Source organism: Deltaproteobacteria bacterium HGW-Deltaproteobacteria-2 (assembly GCA_002840505.1).
Taxonomy (GTDB): domain Bacteria; phylum Desulfobacterota; class Syntrophia; order Syntrophales; family Smithellaceae; genus Smithella.
This window is the reverse complement of sequence record PHBC01000001.1, coordinates 622,828-639,385: the sequence shown is the minus strand read 5'-3', so window position 1 is coordinate 639,385 and position 16,558 is coordinate 622,828. Positions and strand designations below refer to the sequence as shown.

16 protein-coding genes are annotated in these 16,558 nt (G+C 43.8%); 12 read left to right on the top strand and 4 right to left on the bottom strand.

Annotated features, from left to right (window positions below):
• Nucleotides 1-5 precede the first annotated feature (5 nt).
• From CVU62_02900 to holA, 5 genes are all read left to right on the top strand, one after another.
• A complete protein-coding gene (locus CVU62_02900; protein ID PKN39163.1) occupies nucleotides 6-824 on the top strand; it encodes a hypothetical protein in 819 nt (272 codons plus the stop codon).
• Between the two features lie 6 nt (nucleotides 825-830).
• A complete protein-coding gene (gene hisC / locus CVU62_02895; GenBank protein ID PKN39162.1) occupies nucleotides 831-1,910 on the top strand; it encodes a histidinol-phosphate transaminase in 1,080 nt (359 codons plus the stop codon).
• 220 nt (nucleotides 1,911-2,130) lie between these two features.
• Nucleotides 2,131-2,322 carry a 30S ribosomal protein S21 gene (gene rpsU, locus CVU62_02890; protein ID PKN39161.1) on the top strand — a complete coding sequence of 64 codons (192 nt, stop codon included), beginning with the start codon at nucleotides 2,131-2,133 and terminating at the stop codon, nucleotides 2,320-2,322.
• Between the two features lie 67 nt (nucleotides 2,323-2,389).
• Entirely contained in the window at nucleotides 2,390-3,043 is a 654-nt protein-coding gene (locus tag CVU62_02885) for a TIGR00730 family Rossman fold protein (GenBank protein PKN39160.1), read from the top strand.
• A gap of 27 nt (nucleotides 3,044-3,070) precedes the next feature.
• Nucleotides 3,071-4,414, top strand: coding sequence for a DNA polymerase III subunit delta (holA, locus tag CVU62_02880; GenBank protein ID PKN39159.1), 1,344 nt, complete (start codon nucleotides 3,071-3,073; stop codon nucleotides 4,412-4,414).
• A 205-nt stretch (nucleotides 4,415-4,619) separates the two neighbouring features.
• On the opposite strand, the gene CVU62_02875 is transcribed toward holA, so the two are convergent.
• Together CVU62_02875 and CVU62_02870 are read right to left on the bottom strand one after the other, a co-directional pair.
• Nucleotides 4,620-6,557: a hypothetical protein gene (locus CVU62_02875; protein ID PKN39158.1), complete on the bottom strand. Its 1,938-nt coding sequence runs from the start codon at nucleotides 6,555-6,557 to the stop codon at nucleotides 4,620-4,622.
• A 132-nt stretch (nucleotides 6,558-6,689) separates the two neighbouring features.
• Nucleotides 6,690-7,208 carry a hypothetical protein gene (locus tag CVU62_02870; protein ID PKN39157.1) on the bottom strand — a complete coding sequence of 173 codons (519 nt, stop codon included), beginning with the start codon at nucleotides 7,206-7,208 and terminating at the stop codon, nucleotides 6,690-6,692.
• 366 nt (nucleotides 7,209-7,574) lie between these two features.
• On the opposite strand from CVU62_02870, the gene CVU62_02865 reads away from it, so the two are divergent.
• The 3 genes from CVU62_02865 to CVU62_02855 are packed head-to-tail and all read left to right on the top strand — an operon-like array spanning nucleotide 7,575 to nucleotide 10,261.
• A complete protein-coding gene (locus tag CVU62_02865; GenBank protein ID PKN39156.1) occupies nucleotides 7,575-8,432 on the top strand; it encodes a 3-hydroxybutyryl-CoA dehydrogenase in 858 nt (285 codons plus the stop codon).
• Between the two features lie 17 nt (nucleotides 8,433-8,449).
• Complete coding sequence (locus CVU62_02860) at nucleotides 8,450-9,487, top strand: enoyl-ACP reductase (GenBank protein ID PKN39155.1); 1,038 nt, start codon at nucleotides 8,450-8,452, stop codon at nucleotides 9,485-9,487.
• Between the two features lie 21 nt (nucleotides 9,488-9,508).
• Nucleotides 9,509-10,261, top strand: coding sequence for a glycosyl transferase family 2 (locus CVU62_02855; protein ID PKN39154.1), 753 nt, complete (start codon nucleotides 9,509-9,511; stop codon nucleotides 10,259-10,261).
• Between the two features lie 212 nt (nucleotides 10,262-10,473).
• Here the strand turns inward: CVU62_02855 and CVU62_02850 are convergent, their stop codons facing one another.
• Together CVU62_02850 and CVU62_02845 are read right to left on the bottom strand one after the other, a co-directional pair.
• Nucleotides 10,474-10,665, bottom strand: coding sequence for a hypothetical protein (locus tag CVU62_02850; GenBank protein ID PKN39452.1), 192 nt, complete (start codon nucleotides 10,663-10,665; stop codon nucleotides 10,474-10,476).
• A gap of 427 nt (nucleotides 10,666-11,092) precedes the next feature.
• Nucleotides 11,093-11,761, bottom strand: coding sequence for a ribulose-phosphate 3-epimerase (locus CVU62_02845; GenBank protein ID PKN39153.1), 669 nt, complete (start codon nucleotides 11,759-11,761; stop codon nucleotides 11,093-11,095).
• Nucleotides 11,762-11,938: 177 nt separating this feature from the next.
• On the opposite strand from CVU62_02845, the gene CVU62_02840 reads away from it, so the two are divergent.
• From CVU62_02840 to CVU62_02825, 4 genes are all read left to right on the top strand, one after another.
• On the top strand, nucleotides 11,939-13,402 hold the full coding sequence (locus CVU62_02840) for a hypothetical protein (protein ID PKN39152.1): 1,464 nt from the start codon (nucleotides 11,939-11,941) through the stop codon (nucleotides 13,400-13,402).
• Nucleotides 13,403-13,496: 94 nt separating this feature from the next.
• Nucleotides 13,497-14,453: a threonine ammonia-lyase gene (locus tag CVU62_02835; GenBank protein PKN39451.1), complete on the top strand. Its 957-nt coding sequence runs from the start codon at nucleotides 13,497-13,499 to the stop codon at nucleotides 14,451-14,453.
• Between the two features lie 146 nt (nucleotides 14,454-14,599).
• On the top strand, nucleotides 14,600-15,403 hold the full coding sequence (locus CVU62_02830) for a fructose-bisphosphate aldolase (GenBank protein ID PKN39151.1): 804 nt from the start codon (nucleotides 14,600-14,602) through the stop codon (nucleotides 15,401-15,403).
• Nucleotides 15,403-16,398 carry a 3-dehydroquinate synthase II gene (locus tag CVU62_02825; protein ID PKN39150.1) on the top strand — a complete coding sequence of 332 codons (996 nt, stop codon included), beginning with the start codon at nucleotides 15,403-15,405 and terminating at the stop codon, nucleotides 16,396-16,398. Before CVU62_02830 ends, CVU62_02825 begins: the two co-directional genes overlap by 1 nt.
• Nucleotides 16,399-16,558 lie beyond the last annotated feature (160 nt).

The window sequence follows — 16,558 nt, the reverse complement described above, 5'->3', positions numbered from 1 at the left end:
TATCTATGTCATGGAGACTATTAAATTTTCAATATCATAATATATTCGAAAACATGGCTATAGATGAGGCGATTTTCAATGAAACCATAAAAAACAAAAAATCCCCCACGATTAGATTTTATAATTCGCGGCCGGTGGCAATTTCCATTGGTTATTTTCAAGACGCAAGAAAGGAAGTAAATATCGAAAAATGTTACAGTGCCGGAATTGATGTCGCCAGAAGAATAACAGGGGGAAAAGCCGTTTTCCATTTTAATGAAATTACTTATTCTGTTGTAGCCCCGGATCAGGAAAAATCATTCCCGCCCGATATTCTGGGAACATATAAAGTGATCAGCAAATGTATCGCTTGCGGCTTGGATTATTTGGGAATAAAGGCGGATTTAGTCGAAAGTGGCCGGGTTTTGCCGGTACAAAAAGCTGAAACTTACTGCTTTTCGGTTCCTTCTAAAAATGAGCTTTTAGTTAAAGGGCGTAAAATTTGCGGCAGTGCTCAGGTGAGAAGACGAGGTGGCTTTTTACAGCATGGTTCATTGCTTTTAGCTTTTGATCCGGTGAAGACAGCGGATTTTTTATTGCCTTCGCGCACATCTCGGCAAGTAGAACAACTAAGAGAAACAGTGACATCGGTCAACGAAGAAATTGCTTCACCGGTTGATGCGCAGGACATTTGTTTTCAATTGAAGAAAGGTTTTATCGAGGAGTTAGGGATAGATCTGGTGGAAGAAACTTTAACATCCGCGGAAGAAACTTTAAAAAATGAATTAATGGGAAAATACAATAATACCCGTTGGAATATACAAGGTGAAAATATTTTTAATTAGGTTCTTATGGCCATGATTTTGAAAGACATCGTAAATAAAGAAATATTTAAGCAAAGCGGTTATATGGCGCCGGATGTTACGGGCGCGATAAAGATGGACGCCAATGAAAATCCTTTTACCATTCAGGAACCTCTGAAGAGAAAACTTTTCGAAAAAATGGCCAGGATTGATTTAAACCGTTATCCCGTGGCCGGTGCTCCGGAATTACGCGAAGGATTTGCTCAATATTACGGCGTGGATAAAGATATGATTATGCCAGGCAACGGTTCTGACGAACTGATTCAAATCCTTTGTTTGGCGCTGAAAGGCAAAATAAATGGTGTGTTGATTCCCGTTCCCGCTTTTTCCATGTACAAGATTATAGCGGCTAACACCGGCAATAAAGTGGTGGAAGTGCCCCTGAATAAGAATTTTGATCTCGATTGCGACGCCATTATTGACCAGATAAAGAAAAATTTTCCTGCTCTGGTGTTCTTAAGTTATCCGAATGCTCCCACCGGTAATCTTTTCAATCGGGCTAAAATAGAAACTATCATCAAAAAATCTCCCGGCATGGTTGTTATTGATGAAGCTTATGCCAGCTTTTCCGGCCAGACCCTGCTTCCTCTGCTAAAAAAATACGATAATCTTATTTTCCTGAAAACGCTGTCCAAATTGGGGTTAGCTTCAATGCGTCTGGGATTTTTAATCGCTAATCCGGGCATCGTTGCTCACTTAGACAAAGTAAGATTACCTTATAATATTAATTCGTTATCACAAATAGCCGCCAGTTTTTTTCTGGACTATCAGGACGAATTTTCCAGGCAAGTTGAAGAAATAATCAAAAGACGCGAAGAACTTTACCTGGGTTTGAAAGAAATTGCCGGAATTAAACCCTTTCCTTCCCAGGCAAATTTTATATTTTTTAGTTGCGCTTTTGATTCAGATCGCATATATAAGTCACTCGTCGCAGAGGGTATTGTAGTAAAAAATTTGAATATACCGCCACTGATACCCAACTGCATGAGGGTTACAGTAGGAAATCGTAAAGAAAACGATAGCTTCCTAAGGGTATTAAAAAGCGTTATTCCCAAACAAGGAGCGTGATTTTTAAATTAATTGGAAATTGTTGGGTAGTTTACGGCACAGAATAAATCTGTTTTTGCCGTACTGCCCTTTTTTTATTATTGATACTCCAATATGACAAGCGAAGCGAAGTCAGATTGGTTAGTCGAATTAATCCCGATGTATCGGGATTGGAAATGAGACCCATAAAGTTATTTTTTTAATATTTTCAGTAAAATAACAAAAACAAGGAGGAATTAACTTGGAAGTAAGGGTAATTGACAATGACGTAGAAAAGGCTCTAAAACTTTTGAAAAACAAACTTTCGAAAAGCGGCTTGTTTAAGGAATTAAAAGTCCGCCGTGCTTATGAAAAGCCTTCAGTAAAGCAAAAGAGAAAAAAAATTGAGGCGCAGCGAAGACTGGCCAAAGTTCAAAGACGCCGCAAGTTTTAAGCTGATATTAATTAGTGCAGTAATTTTTGATGGGCGCTTCAATTGTGGCCTTAGGGGAGTAATCCTTATGGATGAAAAGCAATATGTAATTGATTCAATGTCAATCAATGAATCGTGGCGAGTGTTTCGTATTATGGCGGAAATTGTCGATGGCATTGAGACTCTCTCTAATGTTCATAATGCCGTCACCATTTTCGGCTCCGCCAGAGTCAAGCCCGATGACATTTGTTATCAAAATACCGAAAAATTGGCGAGGCTTCTGGTTCAGGAAAAGTTTAGTATAATCACCGGCGGCGGTCCCGGGGTTATGGAGGCGGCCAATAAAGGCGCTGCTGAAGCCGGCGGGAAATCGGTAGGTTTGAACATAAAACTGCCTTATGAACAAAAGCCCAATCCCTACGCGAATATTCATCTTGATTACAAGTATTTCTTTGTCCGCAAGGTTATGTTTGTCAAATACGCCGTCGCGTATGTTATCATGCCGGGCGGTTTCGGAACAATGGATGAACTTTTTGAAGCGCTTACTTTGATTCAGACCAGGAAAATCAAAGCCTTTCCCTTGATTTTAATGGGCGGCGAATACTGGCAGGGATTGATAGACTGGCTGAAAAATACCATGATCAAAAATGGGAAAATTCTTGCTGCCGATTTGGATTTGATTCAGGTCGTTGATGAGCCGGAAGAAGTCGTCAAGCTCATCAAGAAATATGTTATAGTATAATCCTCAAAAAAGTAGTTCTTTATAATCATGGAAAAAATCTTCGCCAATTTGAAAAAAGGTATTATTGCGCCTTGTTACCTTCTTTACGGGGAAGAAGAATATCTAATCAACGAAAACCTCAATAAAATTTTAGATATAATATTACCGGATGGTTCCCGGGATTTCAGCCTGTTTTATCTTGACGGCGAAAATACCGATATTGACAGCCTGATGGAACATATTCTGACACCGTCTCTTTTAGGCGACAGGAAAGTGGTTGTGGTGCAGAACACCACAATTTTTCAATCCCGCGAAAATCTTGCTAAACTGATTCAAAAAATACGCGGCAGCATTGATGAACAGCCGGCGAAGGCGGCGAAATATTTTCTGACTTTTTTAAAAATAGCCGGTTTTTCTCTGGAAGATTTGCTCAATGCCGGTTGGCGAAAAATAACCGATGACGAATGGAGTAAAATTGTGAAAGGAGATGCGGGAGAAGAGCGCGAAAAATGGTTGCCCCGCATTTTGGAAATCTGTTCCGATTCAGGACTCATCGCAGCAACAGGCGCCGACAATGCCGAGCGTCTCGAAGAAATTTTTAAGGATGGATTACCCGCGGGAAACTGTCTGATTCTTACGGCTGAAGATGTGGATAAAAGGAAAAAGCTCTACAAAATTATTTCCGAGGCTGGTGTTGTCCATTATTTCGGTGAGGTCAAAAACGAAACAGTCAGAAAAGAAACGCTCCAGAAGCAGGCACAGCAATTGTTGGATGGTTGCGGCAAAAAATTATCGCCCGCGGCCTGGATTGCTTTAGGCCGGAAAACAGGATTCGATTTAAGGCGCTCAATGCTGGAACTGGAGAAGCTTATTTCTTATGTCGGGGGCAAGACGATCATCGATAAAGATGATGTTGAAGACGCCGTGGGCAAAACAAAAGAAGAAGAAATCTTTGCTTTAACGACTGCCCTGAGTGAAAAAAATCAACTGGCGGCGCTCGATGCCCTGAAAAACATTCTGGATCAGGGGACTCATCATCTGATAATTCTGAGTATGCTGGTGCGGGAAATCCGGCTTTTGCTGCAGGCCAGAATTCTGGTGGATTCGGGGAAACTGCCGAAATTCACTCCCGGCATGGAGTACGGCTGGTTCCAAAAAATTATTTATCCCGCTATCGGCGAATTGAACGCCTCCGGGGTAAAGCGGGAAGGCCTTATTTTCAGCCAGCATCCTTTTGTTGTGTATAACGCGTTGCGCAATTGTATTCGTTTTAACAATTCCCGCCTGATCAAATTTCTTGATGATTTGCTGGAGCTTGACCGCGCCTTCAAATCTTCCGCCTCCAGCCCGCAATTATTGCTGGAGATGTTTCTCATTAAAGCCTGCACATAAAAAACAGTTCTAAGTTCAAGAAATGCCACTTTCGTTCCGGAATTTCGCATGTGTGATCTTCAGGTTATTCACTTTTGAAGTTCTGGCCTTATTCCGTCCGGCAAGTTTCAGTTCACTTTGTTTTTGAAGATGGGGTCTCATTAAAAAATCGGCCACACGCTGTAAAGCGAATGGCCGGTTAACATGTATTATAAAATTTAGAAAACTATTCCAGATCCAAGCACGTTTCCGAAACGCCAAACGGGCTGTCGGGTGGCGCCTTTTCGGGATAGGGATAGTCATCTACGGCGTAAGTCAGAACAAATGTCCTATGCGCCTTGCCCTCCGTACCGCCGACGGTTACTGTGACATCCAGACGGACAATCACCCATGTCGCGTATATTTTGAGATAAGTGACACCCAGTGTGCCGATTCCGTTGCTGTCTGTTGTGACACTGGCATCCACACCGGCAACACTTCCCGGTTCCAGCGCTGTGCTCTCGTTATAATCTTCATCTGAACCTGCATCCAGAATGCCGTTTTGTAAATAAGACGTATGGTCTGCGTCACCCCAGTAATGCATGTCTTCATTCAGACAATAGTTTGTCGGCAATGCAGGGTCTGAAAATTCAGATTCATTATGGGGTGATGTCAGCGTCAATACCTGAACCCACGCGCCAAGAACCGTATCTCCTACCCAGTAGCCTTTCTTGTAGGCGATACTGGTTGCGGTTGCCGTGACGGTGGCTCCTGCCACGTTATTGCCTGCCGCATTCGTCACATGGACATCGAAATTCTTTTTATAAGTTTGGTCAGTTAATTTCGTAACTGTAGGTCCGGCACCGATCGAAATGAAAAGAGCGATATCGCTAACGGTAAGAGTTGTATTTGCCGTTATAGTAGTTCCGATTTTCGCCTGAACCTTGACGCCATTGGTGGAGCTTGCCGTAGTGCCGGCGATATAGGCAATAGTTGCTTTTCCGTTGCTGTCCGTTTTAGCCGTGGAGGGCTCAAGACGGCCTCCACTCGGATCTTCAGTCAAGGTAAAATTAACCGTCTGGTTTTTAACCAGATTATTATTCGCGTCGCGTACAATAGCGATCAATGTGCTGCGCTGAGTTGTTGATGTTCCGTTATTGGTAGAGATGACAGAAGGGTCGGCCTGCAGTGTCATGGTGCTGGGTGTTGTGGCGACGAATTCTACATTCAGAGACGCGGACGGACCACCGGATACGGAAGCGGTAATTGTTGTTACTCCAACATTTGTGGAACTGATGTTGACCGTTGCGATACCGGACCCGTTTGTTGTAGCCGTTCCGCCGATCGTGCCGCGCGATGTGATAAAAGATACGACCTGGCTGGGGACTGGTGCGCCTCCGTTAGTATAAAGCACACTGACTGAAGTTGTTGTGCTGATAGGTATTTCTGCATTTATCGCGGGCGTTGTAAATGCCAGATTTTGTGTGGCGCTGCTGACCGTAAGCTCTTTTTGTCCCACTGTGCCAAGGCCTGTTGCCGTCAAGGTATCCGCACCGCTGATCGTGCCCGTCAGTGTGATAGTGCCGACTCCACTGTCGTTGGTGATAAATGACGATGCGCTGAGATTGTTGCCGTGACTGCTGGCGACGGTGACGGTCTTTGAAGGTATGCCGACACCGGCGGAGTCTTTCAGCGTGATTGTATAAGTAGCCTGAGCGCCGGAACCAACCGTATCCTGTCCCGAGATCTCAATAGTAGTTCCGATTACATTGACAGTGGTTGTTGTTGTTATTGATCCGCATGTTGCTGTGATGGTAATAGTGCGGTTTGTTTTATCACCGCCTGTACCGAGAGTTGCCGTTGCCTGTCCCGAAGCATCTGTAGTGTTACTGACAACGGTTACGGCACCCGATGTTGCGGAAAACGATACTGTTTGGTCTGATAAAGTATTATTATTAGAGTCTTTTGCCAGAGCCGTTAATGTTACTGTTTGCGTTGTTACGCCAGAATTGAGAGTAGGACTGCTGACCAGTAAATCAAGACTGGCGGCGTTAGTTGTCGTTGTCCCACCTCCGGTATCTGCGGTGTCTGCACTGCCGCCGCAGGCGATAAGACAACAAAGTAGAATTAAAGAAAAGAGCAGCCATAATGGCTGGAAAAATTTTACTCTCGTCGCTTTGATCATTATTACTCTCCTTTTTTATATCGGGAATAGATAATGCTTAATGAGAAAAATTTACCAGAAAAGTTATTGTTTTTCAATCCTTATTTTATATCATCGGCATTTTTCATACATGAAGTAGAGTAAATTTTTTTATCATAGCTTTTTGATTTTTGTCTGCGCTTGTCTTTTCGCGCGTGGCAGTCTTTTTGCCGGTCCCTTCTTCTGGGAACGCCGCTCAGTCGTATCATTTTTCTTCTTTGCGGGTTTTGTTTCGAAAGGCGCGTAAATAACGTTGTTCATAATGGCTTCAAATTCTAAAGACGACAGAGGCGTTTTGCCTGACTGAGTTGCAAAAGATGATATCTCCCGATCGGAAGAAACTACAATAACTTCTCCCGCGGTTTGCGCCGCTATTCTCTTAATGACGTCATCAGCTCTTTCGCCATGGCGCGAATATATAATATTGATTTTTCCTTCTCTGTCTCTTCCTTCTTCCGCCCAGCCGTTCTGAATGCCGTCAAAAACCACGATGATCTGATGCGCCCTTTTATTTTCATATTCAACCAGCTTGGCGATTAAAGCGTTTCGTCCCGCCTCCAAAGTTTTTCTTTCATATCGCCGCAGATTGTCGGATTGTCTGATTAAATTATAGCCGTCAATTAAAATAAGCATGTACCTTATACCCAGAATGACAATTATTGCTTTGACTTATCCTTTAAAATCAGGGTTGTATGATTGCATATCAAAGTTTTTTGTTCAATGAAATTCTGATGTTTCCCCATCCGGGGTTTTTCCTTGACTTTGGCTCGCATAGTTTGTTAGCCTGCACACCGGCTGAAAAAAGTCAATACGCCTATAGTGATCCTATCGTGACCTTTAGGTTATTTGCTTTTGAAGTTTGGGCCTCATTACAACTTACAAATATTACCGCACTGCGTTTGTAATATTTGAGTTTCATTAATTCGAGCCGCAAGTTTCAGCGCGCTTTGCTTCTGAAACCGGGGACTCATTAAAATACATGTTAAAGGGGAAATAGAAATGGAAATTAAAAAAGTTTGTGTGTTGGGCGCCGGATTGATGGGCAGTGGAATAGCGCAGATATGCGCGCAAGCGGGGTATGAAGTAACCATGCGCGATATTGAACAGCGCTTTATTGATGGCGGGATGAACACGATTAAAAAGAACCTCAGCCGCGATACGGAAAAAGGCAAAATTACCAAAGAGCAGATGGACGCGATTCTTGGCCGCATCAAGCCTACTTTGGATATCAAAGAAGCGGCAACAGGAGCGGATATTGTAGTGGAAGTTGTCATAGAAGTTATGGCTGTTAAAAAGAAAGTTTATGAAGAACTCGAAGGAGTAGTTCCTCCGCATTGTCTGTTTTTCACGAATACTTCAGGACTAAGTATCACGGAAATGGCATCCGTAACCAAACGTCCGGATAAGGTAATCGGCACTCATTTTTTCAATCCGGTTCCCGTTATGAAACTTCTGGAAATAATCTGCTGTTATCAGACTTCCGCTGAAACGCTGGAAGTCGCCAAAGCATGGGGCAAAAAAATCGGCAAAGAAGTTATTGTAGTAAAAGAAGCTCCGGCGTTTGTCGTAAACCGCATACTGTGCCTGATGCTCAATGAAGCTTTCTACGTTCTGGATGAAGGACTCGCTTCCGCCGAGGATATCGATAAGGGCATGATGCTGGGATGTAATCATCCCATTGGACCATTGGCGCTGGCTGATCTGGTCGGTCTTGATACGCTGCTGCACATTATGGAAGATTTGTACAAAGAACTGGGCGACAAATACCGTCCGGCTCTTATGTTAAGAAAACTTGTCCGCGCGGGTCGCTTCGGGCGAAAGACCGGTCGCGGCGTGTACGATTACAGCAAAAAATAAATTAGGAGAATATTTTTATGAAAACCAGGATTACAGAGCTTTTTGGAATCAAATATCCCATTATTTTATCCGGAATGAGTTGGATAAGTACGCCCAAAATGGTTGCCGCCGTTTCCAATGCCGGAGGCTTGGGAATTCTGGCAACAGGTCCCCTGAATGCCGATTTGACACGAAAAGCGATTAAAGAGATTCGTTCCCTTACGGACAAACCTTTCGGTGCCAATGCTACTCTTTTATTTCCGGGTGCTGCAGAAAACGCCAAAGTATTGCTGGAAGAAAAAGTGCCTGTTATTAATTTCTCTCTGGGTAAAGGTGACTGGATAGTAAAGGAAGCGCATACTTACGGAGGTAAAGTTATTGCGACTGTGGTTAACGCACGACATGCAAAACGTGCGGAAGATTACGGCTGCGATGGCGTTATCTCCACCGGCCACGAGGCGGCGGCGCATGGCGAGCATGTTACTTCTCTGGTGCTGGTTCCGTCGCTGGTCGACGCGGTGAAGATTCCCGTCATCGCCACCGGCGGTTTCGGTGACGGACGCGGTCTGGCGGCGGCGCTGGCTCTGGGCGCGGAAGGAATCGCTATGGGCACCCGCTTTATGACAACTAAAGAAAGTCCTCTTCATGATGTTTATAAAAAACTGTCCATGGAAAAAGGCGTCGAGGATACTTTGTATTCGGATCGATTTGACGGACTACTCTGCCGTATCATGAAGACCGATGCCGCCGAAAGAGCCGTCAAGAAAGGGTTAAATCTGCCGGCGGCTTTCATACATGCGCAGGAGATTGCCAAGCAGTTAAAATTGCCTTTCTTCAAACTGTTTGTGGGTGTTATGTTGGCAGGCTGGAAAACCGCCAAACAACTGGCTTTCATGGCGAACGGTTTCCATGCGATCAGAGTTGCCACGGAAGACGGCGACACGAAGGAAGGTGTGCTTCCCGTAGGGCAGGTAATGGGCCTGCTTCACGATGAGCCGACCGTGGCCGAACTGATGGAAAGAATGACAGTGGAGGCAAAGCAGCAGCAGCAGAAACTTGACGCTCATTTTGCTTAAAAAGAGCGGCTGGGATGAGGCATGTTTCAGAATAAAAAAGTAGTGGTGGTCATGCCGGCATACAACGCCGAGAAAACCATCATGAAAACATATCATGAAGTCATGGCGCAGGGCGTCGTGGACAAGGTTATTCTTGTCGACGACGCCAGCCCGGACAATACCGTGAAAGTCGCAGATAATCTTCCTCTGACGAAAGTTTTTGTGCATGAACGCAATCTCGGCTACGGAGGTAATCAAAAAACCTGTTACCGGCTGGCGCTGGAAGAGGGTGCGGACATCATCATTATGGTGCATCCTGATTATCAGTACACGCCCAAGCTGATTCCGGCGATGACTTCAATGATCTGCAACGGCCTTTATCATTGTGTCCTTGGTTCCCGCATCTTAGGCGGCTATGCCTTAAAAGGCGGCATGCCGCTGTGGAAATATATCGCCAATCGCTTTCTGACCCTTACGGAAAATATTTTAATCGGAGCAAAACTTTCCGAATATCACACCGGCTATCGCGCTTTTTCCCGCGAACTTTTGCTGAAACTGCCGCTGAAAAATAATTCCGATGATTTTGTTTTCGATAATCAGATGCTTGCCCAGATTGTCTGGCTTGGTTACACGATAGCGGAGGTGAGTTGTCCGACAAGTTATTTTGCCGAAGCTTCATCCATAAATTTTAACCGAAGCATGAAATACGGTTTCGGCTGTCTGATGACTGCGCTGACTTTTCGTCTGGCAAAAATGAAATTGATTAAAAACAGTCTCTTCCCTGTTCAGGAATAAAAACACAAACGCACGACTGTCGTCGTACGCAAATCCGGCGTGTGCCGGAATAAACAGCGCAAGCTTCGACAAATGTCGCAAAAATCCAGAAAATAAAAAAAATGAATACCGGCTGTTTTCGCTGGTGCAGATTTGTTTCTTTATAAAAAAATCGGGCATTCACTTAAAAAGTGAACACCCGATTAATTTGTCTGCAAATTGTTATTAAGCAATTATTTTGCAGGTGCAGGCGCAGCTTCAGGAGCAGGAACTGCAGTGCCTGCAGGTGCAGCATCGGGAGCCGGAGCAGGTGTTTCAACAGCAGGAGCCGGTGCAGGTTCTTCAGCTTTTTTGCATCCTACAACTGAAATAGATAAAGATGCAACGAACAGCATAGCAACAAAAATAGCAAATATTTTTTTCATTATCCGCAAACCTCCTTTCAAAGATTTAATAAAGGTTGTATTAATATAACAAGTCCTTACATTGCTTGCAAAAATACGCTTTTTTTTTGCCTTGTCAAGCACAAAATTTATAATTTCCAGTTGCACCCAACGGTTTTGACTAAAATACTTGTTTGCGATCAATAAGTAATTGTTATCTTTGTTGATTTAAGTAGACGGCCAATTTTTTAAAAATATTGCTTGATTTTTGTTTTTGGTTTGATAAAGTATAAGCAATCGTAATTAAGTGTAATGGCAAAAATAGCAAAGTAAAAACGCATAATCTTCAACAAATAAGCCCGCTGCCTTTTGGTGCGGGTTTTTTGTTTTTACCCTTCTTCAGAGGAGATTTTCTTCCCGACATACAACAAGCATGAAAATGGAAGATGTTATTTTATTCTCTGGAAATCTAAGTTGTCTGACTATTAGCGACAGTTTTTAATGAAGCAATCGTTTTCTTATAGTCGTCACTGCCGAAAACCGCGGCACCGGCAACGATAACATCGGCTCCCGCCTGAGCTATATCGCCAATGTTTTTTAGATTTACTCCTCCATCAACTTCCAGCAGCACTTTATATGGCGAAGCTTCCAGCATTGTTTTTGCCCTGACAATTTTTGGTAAAGAGGTTTTGATAAATTGCTGGCCGCCGAATCCAGGATTAACGCTCATAATCAACAGCAGATCGATATCGTGAATAATTTCTTCGATTTGCGTCAAAGATGTTGCCGGATTTAATGAAACGCCTGCTTTTTTCCCGGCCTTTTTGATGATATCGATTGTCCGGTGAAGATGATTAGCCGCTTCCACATGTACTGTAATAATGTCCGCGCCGGCTTGAGAAAAAGATTCGATGTACCTTTCGGGATTTTCAATCATCAGGTGTACATCGAAAGGGAGTTTTGTTGTTTTTCTTAAAGTTGATATTATGGCCGGACCCAGGGTAATGTTGGGAACAAAATGACCGTCCATTACATCAATATGAATCCAGTCCGCGCCGGCTTTTTCTATAGCAGCAATTTCCTCACTCAGTCTACTGCTGTCGGCGGAAAGGATCGAAGGTGCTATTATTTTTTTCATTTAATTTTTATTTTCCCGTTTCTTTTGTAGATGTAAATTATACTAAAGAGCAGCCGTTGTCAACCACGGGGTTGTTATCTTTGATGATCTAATAAAAAATCAATTTTGGCCATTTTTGTCATTCCTTTACGAAAAGACTGTATCGCAATTGCAAATATTGATTGTGTGTAGTGAGTAATGTCCGGGGGCAAAGGGGTGGAAATTTTCGAAGCATACGTAGTATTGGTCAGTTGCGAATTACATGAATTTTATCCACCTCCGTCACTACGTGACACCTCCGCCAGCGGAGGACATTACTTGGGACTCATTAATTCCCTTGACACTACGGCGGAAAAATCTAAAAATAGCGCCATGTATATTCTCTACAATATTATTTTATCTGCTGCCGCGATATTTATTGCGCCCTATTTTTTATTGAAAATAATTTTTACCGGTAAATACCGCAAAAGCATAATCCCGAAACTAGGTGGACAACAGTTAAGAATACTGACTAATCTGAAGGATGGGCCGCGAGTCTGGATTCACGCGGTTTCAGTTGGTGAGGTTACCGCCGCCGCACCGATAGTTGCGTGCCTGAAAATGAAAAGGCCGGAAATAAAGGTCATTTTTTCTACTTCCACGGAAACAGGCCAGGAAATGGCGCGCAGATTTATCAAGGGAGCGGACGCATTTATTTATTTCCCTCTGGATATTTCATTTGTTGTGCGTAAAATTATCAAATTAGCTAAAGCCGATGTTTTTGTACTCGTGGAAACGGAGCTTTGGCCTAATTTCCTTCGTGTTTGCAAAGAGTTTCGGATAAAAACATTGATGGTCAATGGAAGGATTTCTCCCCGCTCTTATCGCCGTTACCTTAAGACGGCATTTTTCTGGAGAAAAATTCTGGATAATCTGGATGCCGCCGGAATGATTTCCGTGATTGACGCGGAAAGGATCAGGGCTATCGGTTTGGATTCCACAAAAGTTAAAGTGCTGGGAAATGCCAAGTACGACGGATTGGCGGCAATGGTTTCACCGGCTTTGCAAAAGGAAATATGTTTGCGTTTCAACGCGCGGGGAAACGAAAGATTTTTTGTTGCCGGCAGCACGCATGAAGGTGAAGAAAAAATTGTCATTAGCGTTTATCAGGATATTTTAAAACGTTATCATGATTTTAAACTCATTATTGTACCGCGTCACATTGAAAGGACTAATGATGTTATAAATCTTTTACGGCAGGCAAATTTAAACGATTTCATAACACTCTCGGATATGAACAATGGACGTCCCAGAAACGACGAGCGAATCATTGTCGTTGATGTTATCGGAGAACTATTTAAGGTTTATTCGCTGGCCACTATTGTTTATTGTGGCGGCAGTCTTGTTCCCAAAGGTGGACAAAATATTTTAGAGGCGGCGGCCTGGGGGAAAGTAATTTTTTACGGTCCTTCAATGGAAGATTTCAGCCAGGAAAGAGCTTTGCTGGAAGATGAAGGCTGCGGCATCACGGTAAAAAACGAGGAAGAATTGCTGCGGGGAATTATTCAACTGCTTACTCATCCTGAAGAAATCATCAGCCGTGGCGAAAAAGGAAGAGAGGCTGTGCTGGCCAATATTGGTGCCTCTGCCAGATACGCCGACCTGATAAGCAAGCATATTTAGATGGAGAATTTGTTATAAATAGCATTCGAGCCAACATATATGATCCTTAATTATAAAGGAGGGATTTATGCTGAAGAAATATGAAATGTTGAGTATGCAGGTTAATCTGCCGAAGGCTTTCATGGCCAGATCCGTTATTTACAAGTACCTCAATAGAACAAACCTGACTCATTATCCGGAACTTTCCAGACTTATCGGTTGCGAGGCGTTCGTCAAGCACGAAAACCACAATCCGACCGGATCATTCAAAATAAGAGGGGCGCTCAATTTCTTCCATCATATGTCCCGTGAGGAACTGGAGGCCGGAATACTTGTCGCGACCAGAGGCAATCATGGATTGGCCATGGCTTGGGCGGGACAATGGTTTAATGTGCCCTGCACGGTTGTAGTGCCGGAGCACAACAATCCTGAAATTAACAGAACAATAGAAAGTTACGGCGCGGAACTTATTGTCCACGGAGATGATTTCTACGACGCGCAATCATACTGCGAAGAACTTGTGGACAGCGCCGGTTATTACTATGTTCAGCAGGGCAACGAGCCGGAAATTTTAAATGGCCTTGCCACTATTGGACTGGAGATCATGGAAGACCTGCCGGGAGTAGATACTATTATTTGTCCTATCGGCGGCGGTGCCGGTTGCGCGTCGCTTTTAAAAACAATGCGTGCACTCAAACCGGCAATTGAGATAATTGGCGTAGAAGCTCAGAATGCCGCATCCTTTTATAATTCATGGAAGAAGGGAGAAATTGTAACTCTTGATGAAGCCCATACGGTTGCCGATGGACTGGCCGCAAGAGCTGTATTCCATCTGCCCTATACCATCCTCAAGGACAACATCAGTGATGTCGTACTTCTGACCGAAGACGAGATACTTGAAGGAATTAGAATGGCGCTGACAACTACGCATAATCTGGCAGAGGCCGCGGGCGCCGTCTCCCTGATAGCGGCTTACAAAATCAGGGAAAGTCTTGCAGGAAAAAAAGTGGTTATGATCATGTCCGGTGGCAATCTGAATATGGAAATCATGAAGACAGCACTTCGATGCTAACAATATCTGAAAGGGTCTAATTAGAAGAATTTACTTGGTTTATTCCGCGATTGTTTAAAATAATCTTGACATTGTGTTTTGTCTTTGACAATAAACGCAGTATCAAATCTTATTTTCTTAATTATAAAAATCACAGGAGGCAACATATGATCGGCAAACAGATTAGGATGGAACGTATCATGAACCGTGAAAATGGCCGGACGCTGATTGTTCCTATGGATCATGGCGTAACGGCAGGTCCCATATCCGGTCTTGTAGATATGAAGACTACTATTGGCAAGGTGGTTGATGGTGGTGCCAACGCTATCGTGATTCACAAAGGTGTAGTTCGGTCAGGTCATCGCGGGCACGGCCACGATGTCGGCCTGATAGTTCACCTTTCCGCCAGCACGTCGCTGAGTCCCGATCCCAATTCGAAAGTTCTGGTTTGTTCCGTGGAAGAAGCCATCAAATTGGGTGCGGATGGCGTTTCCATTCACGTCAATATCGGTGCCGACGATGAAAAGGAAATGCTTAGAGATTTTGGTGAAGTTTCCAAACAATGCCAGGCCTGGGGTATGCCGCTTCTGGCGATGATGTATACTCGGGGCAAGAAGATAAAGACGGAAAGCGATGTCGCTGTTGTTAAACATTCAGCCCGGGTTGCGGCAGAGCTTGGTGCAGATTTAGTCAAGGTAAGTTACACGGGTGATGTCGACAGCTTCCGTTCTGTTGTAGAAGGTTGCGGCGTTCCGGTTTTGATAGCAGGCGGCGAAAAGGCGAAAAGCGATATAGATGTTTTAAATAATATCAAAAATGCCATCCTTGCCAGCGGTGGAGGAGTTTCTATTGGCCGGAATGTTTTTCAGCATAAAGATCCTTCCCGTATGATCAAAGCCATCAAGGCGATTCTTCACGAGGATGCCAGCGTGAAAGCCGCAACGGCGATTCTTGAGGGAAAGGGTAAATAATGAAAAAGGTATGGCTCGATTGCCGCAACTGGAAAAAAGATCTCGTGACGACAGCCATTGAAAGCGGTGTCGATGCCGTTTTGGTGAATAGCGATGATGTCGAAAAAGTAAAAGCCCTGGGACTGATTTGTGTAATCGCCGATGATCAAAAAAGCGATTTGCGATTGGGAAAAGATGTCCTTGAAATCACCATCAAAAATAAAAAAGATGAAGAGAGAATAGCTTCTTTGAAAGACCAGACGGCTATTGTAGAGAGTCAGGACTGGACCATTATTCCGTTGGAGAATATCATTGCACAGGGTGCCAAAGTCGTTTTCCCTGTAACGTCTATGGCGGATGCAAAAGTTGCCTTAACTATCCTCGAAAAAGGTGTTTGGGGTGTTCTCATTCGTACGGATAATCCGGCGGTGATCAAAGAGATTGTAGCCTTCGCCAAGGGCATTGGTTCGCAACTTGTGCTGCAAGAGTTTATCATCAGGGAGGTGCAAAAGGTTTCCATGGGCGACAGGGTCTGTATCGATACAATTACGGATATGAAGTTGGGCGAAGGTATGCTGATTGGAAATTACAGCAACGCTTTTTTTCTGGTACACTCGGAAAGTGTCGAAAATCCCTATGTCGAGCCAAGACCTTTTCGCGTCAACGCCGGTGCTGTTCATGCCTATGTCATGATGCCCAACGGAAAAACTAAGTATCTTGATGAACTCAAAACAGGAGATGAAATCCTGATCGTCAACCAAAAAGGTGAAAGCATTGTTTCCACCGTAGGCAGGCTTAAAATAGAAAAAAGACCCATGCTCAATATTGTGGCGAAAGCAGGCGACAAAGAAGTTTCTATTATTCTTCAAAACGCGGAAACAATCAGGTTGACGCAACCTTCCGGAGAACCGGTGTCGGTTGTGAAATTAGCCAAGGGAGATAAAGTTTTAGGTTATACCGAAGAAGGCGGACGGCATTTCGGTTTCAAGATTAAGGAATCCATCAACGAGAAATAAAGTTCGAATAATTTTAATATAGGATAGTCAATCAAATTCAATTGCCAGAAGTAATTGTGTCACCGCCAAATCAAAGATGATATCGAGGCAACAAGGAGGAGGCGACGAGGCGTATTGTATCATACGTTGAGGACGCCGGCGATGCAGTCAACAAAGATAG

Excerpts from the sequence above, each read along its gene's own strand:
- holA (PKN39159.1), top strand. The coding sequence starts at position 3,071 with ATGGAAAAAATCTTCGCCAATTTGAAAAAAGGTATTATTGCGCCTTGT.
- CVU62_02850 (PKN39452.1), bottom strand. The coding sequence starts at position 10,665 with ATGAAAAAAATATTTGCTATTTTTGTTGCTATGCTGTTCGTTGCATCT.
- CVU62_02840 (PKN39152.1), top strand. The coding sequence starts at position 11,939 with ATGTCCGGGGGCAAAGGGGTGGAAATTTTCGAAGCATACGTAGTATTG.
- CVU62_02900 (PKN39163.1), top strand. The coding sequence starts at position 6 with ATGTCATGGAGACTATTAAATTTTCAATATCATAATATATTCGAAAAC.
- CVU62_02860 (PKN39155.1), top strand. The coding sequence starts at position 8,450 with ATGAAAACCAGGATTACAGAGCTTTTTGGAATCAAATATCCCATTATT.
- CVU62_02855 (PKN39154.1), top strand. The coding sequence starts at position 9,509 with ATGTTTCAGAATAAAAAAGTAGTGGTGGTCATGCCGGCATACAACGCC.
- CVU62_02830 (PKN39151.1), top strand. The coding sequence starts at position 14,600 with ATGATCGGCAAACAGATTAGGATGGAACGTATCATGAACCGTGAAAAT.
- CVU62_02870 (PKN39157.1), bottom strand. The coding sequence starts at position 7,208 with ATGCTTATTTTAATTGACGGCTATAATTTAATCAGACAATCCGACAAT.
- CVU62_02875 (PKN39158.1), bottom strand. The coding sequence starts at position 6,557 with ATGATCAAAGCGACGAGAGTAAAATTTTTCCAGCCATTATGGCTGCTC.
- CVU62_02885 (PKN39160.1), top strand. The coding sequence starts at position 2,390 with ATGGATGAAAAGCAATATGTAATTGATTCAATGTCAATCAATGAATCG.
- CVU62_02825 (PKN39150.1), top strand. The coding sequence starts at position 15,403 with ATGAAAAAGGTATGGCTCGATTGCCGCAACTGGAAAAAAGATCTCGTG.
- CVU62_02845 (PKN39153.1), bottom strand. The coding sequence starts at position 11,761 with ATGAAAAAAATAATAGCACCTTCGATCCTTTCCGCCGACAGCAGTAGA.
- hisC (PKN39162.1), top strand. The coding sequence starts at position 831 with ATGGCCATGATTTTGAAAGACATCGTAAATAAAGAAATATTTAAGCAA.
- CVU62_02865 (PKN39156.1), top strand. The coding sequence starts at position 7,575 with ATGGAAATTAAAAAAGTTTGTGTGTTGGGCGCCGGATTGATGGGCAGT.
- CVU62_02835 (PKN39451.1), top strand. The coding sequence starts at position 13,497 with ATGCAGGTTAATCTGCCGAAGGCTTTCATGGCCAGATCCGTTATTTAC.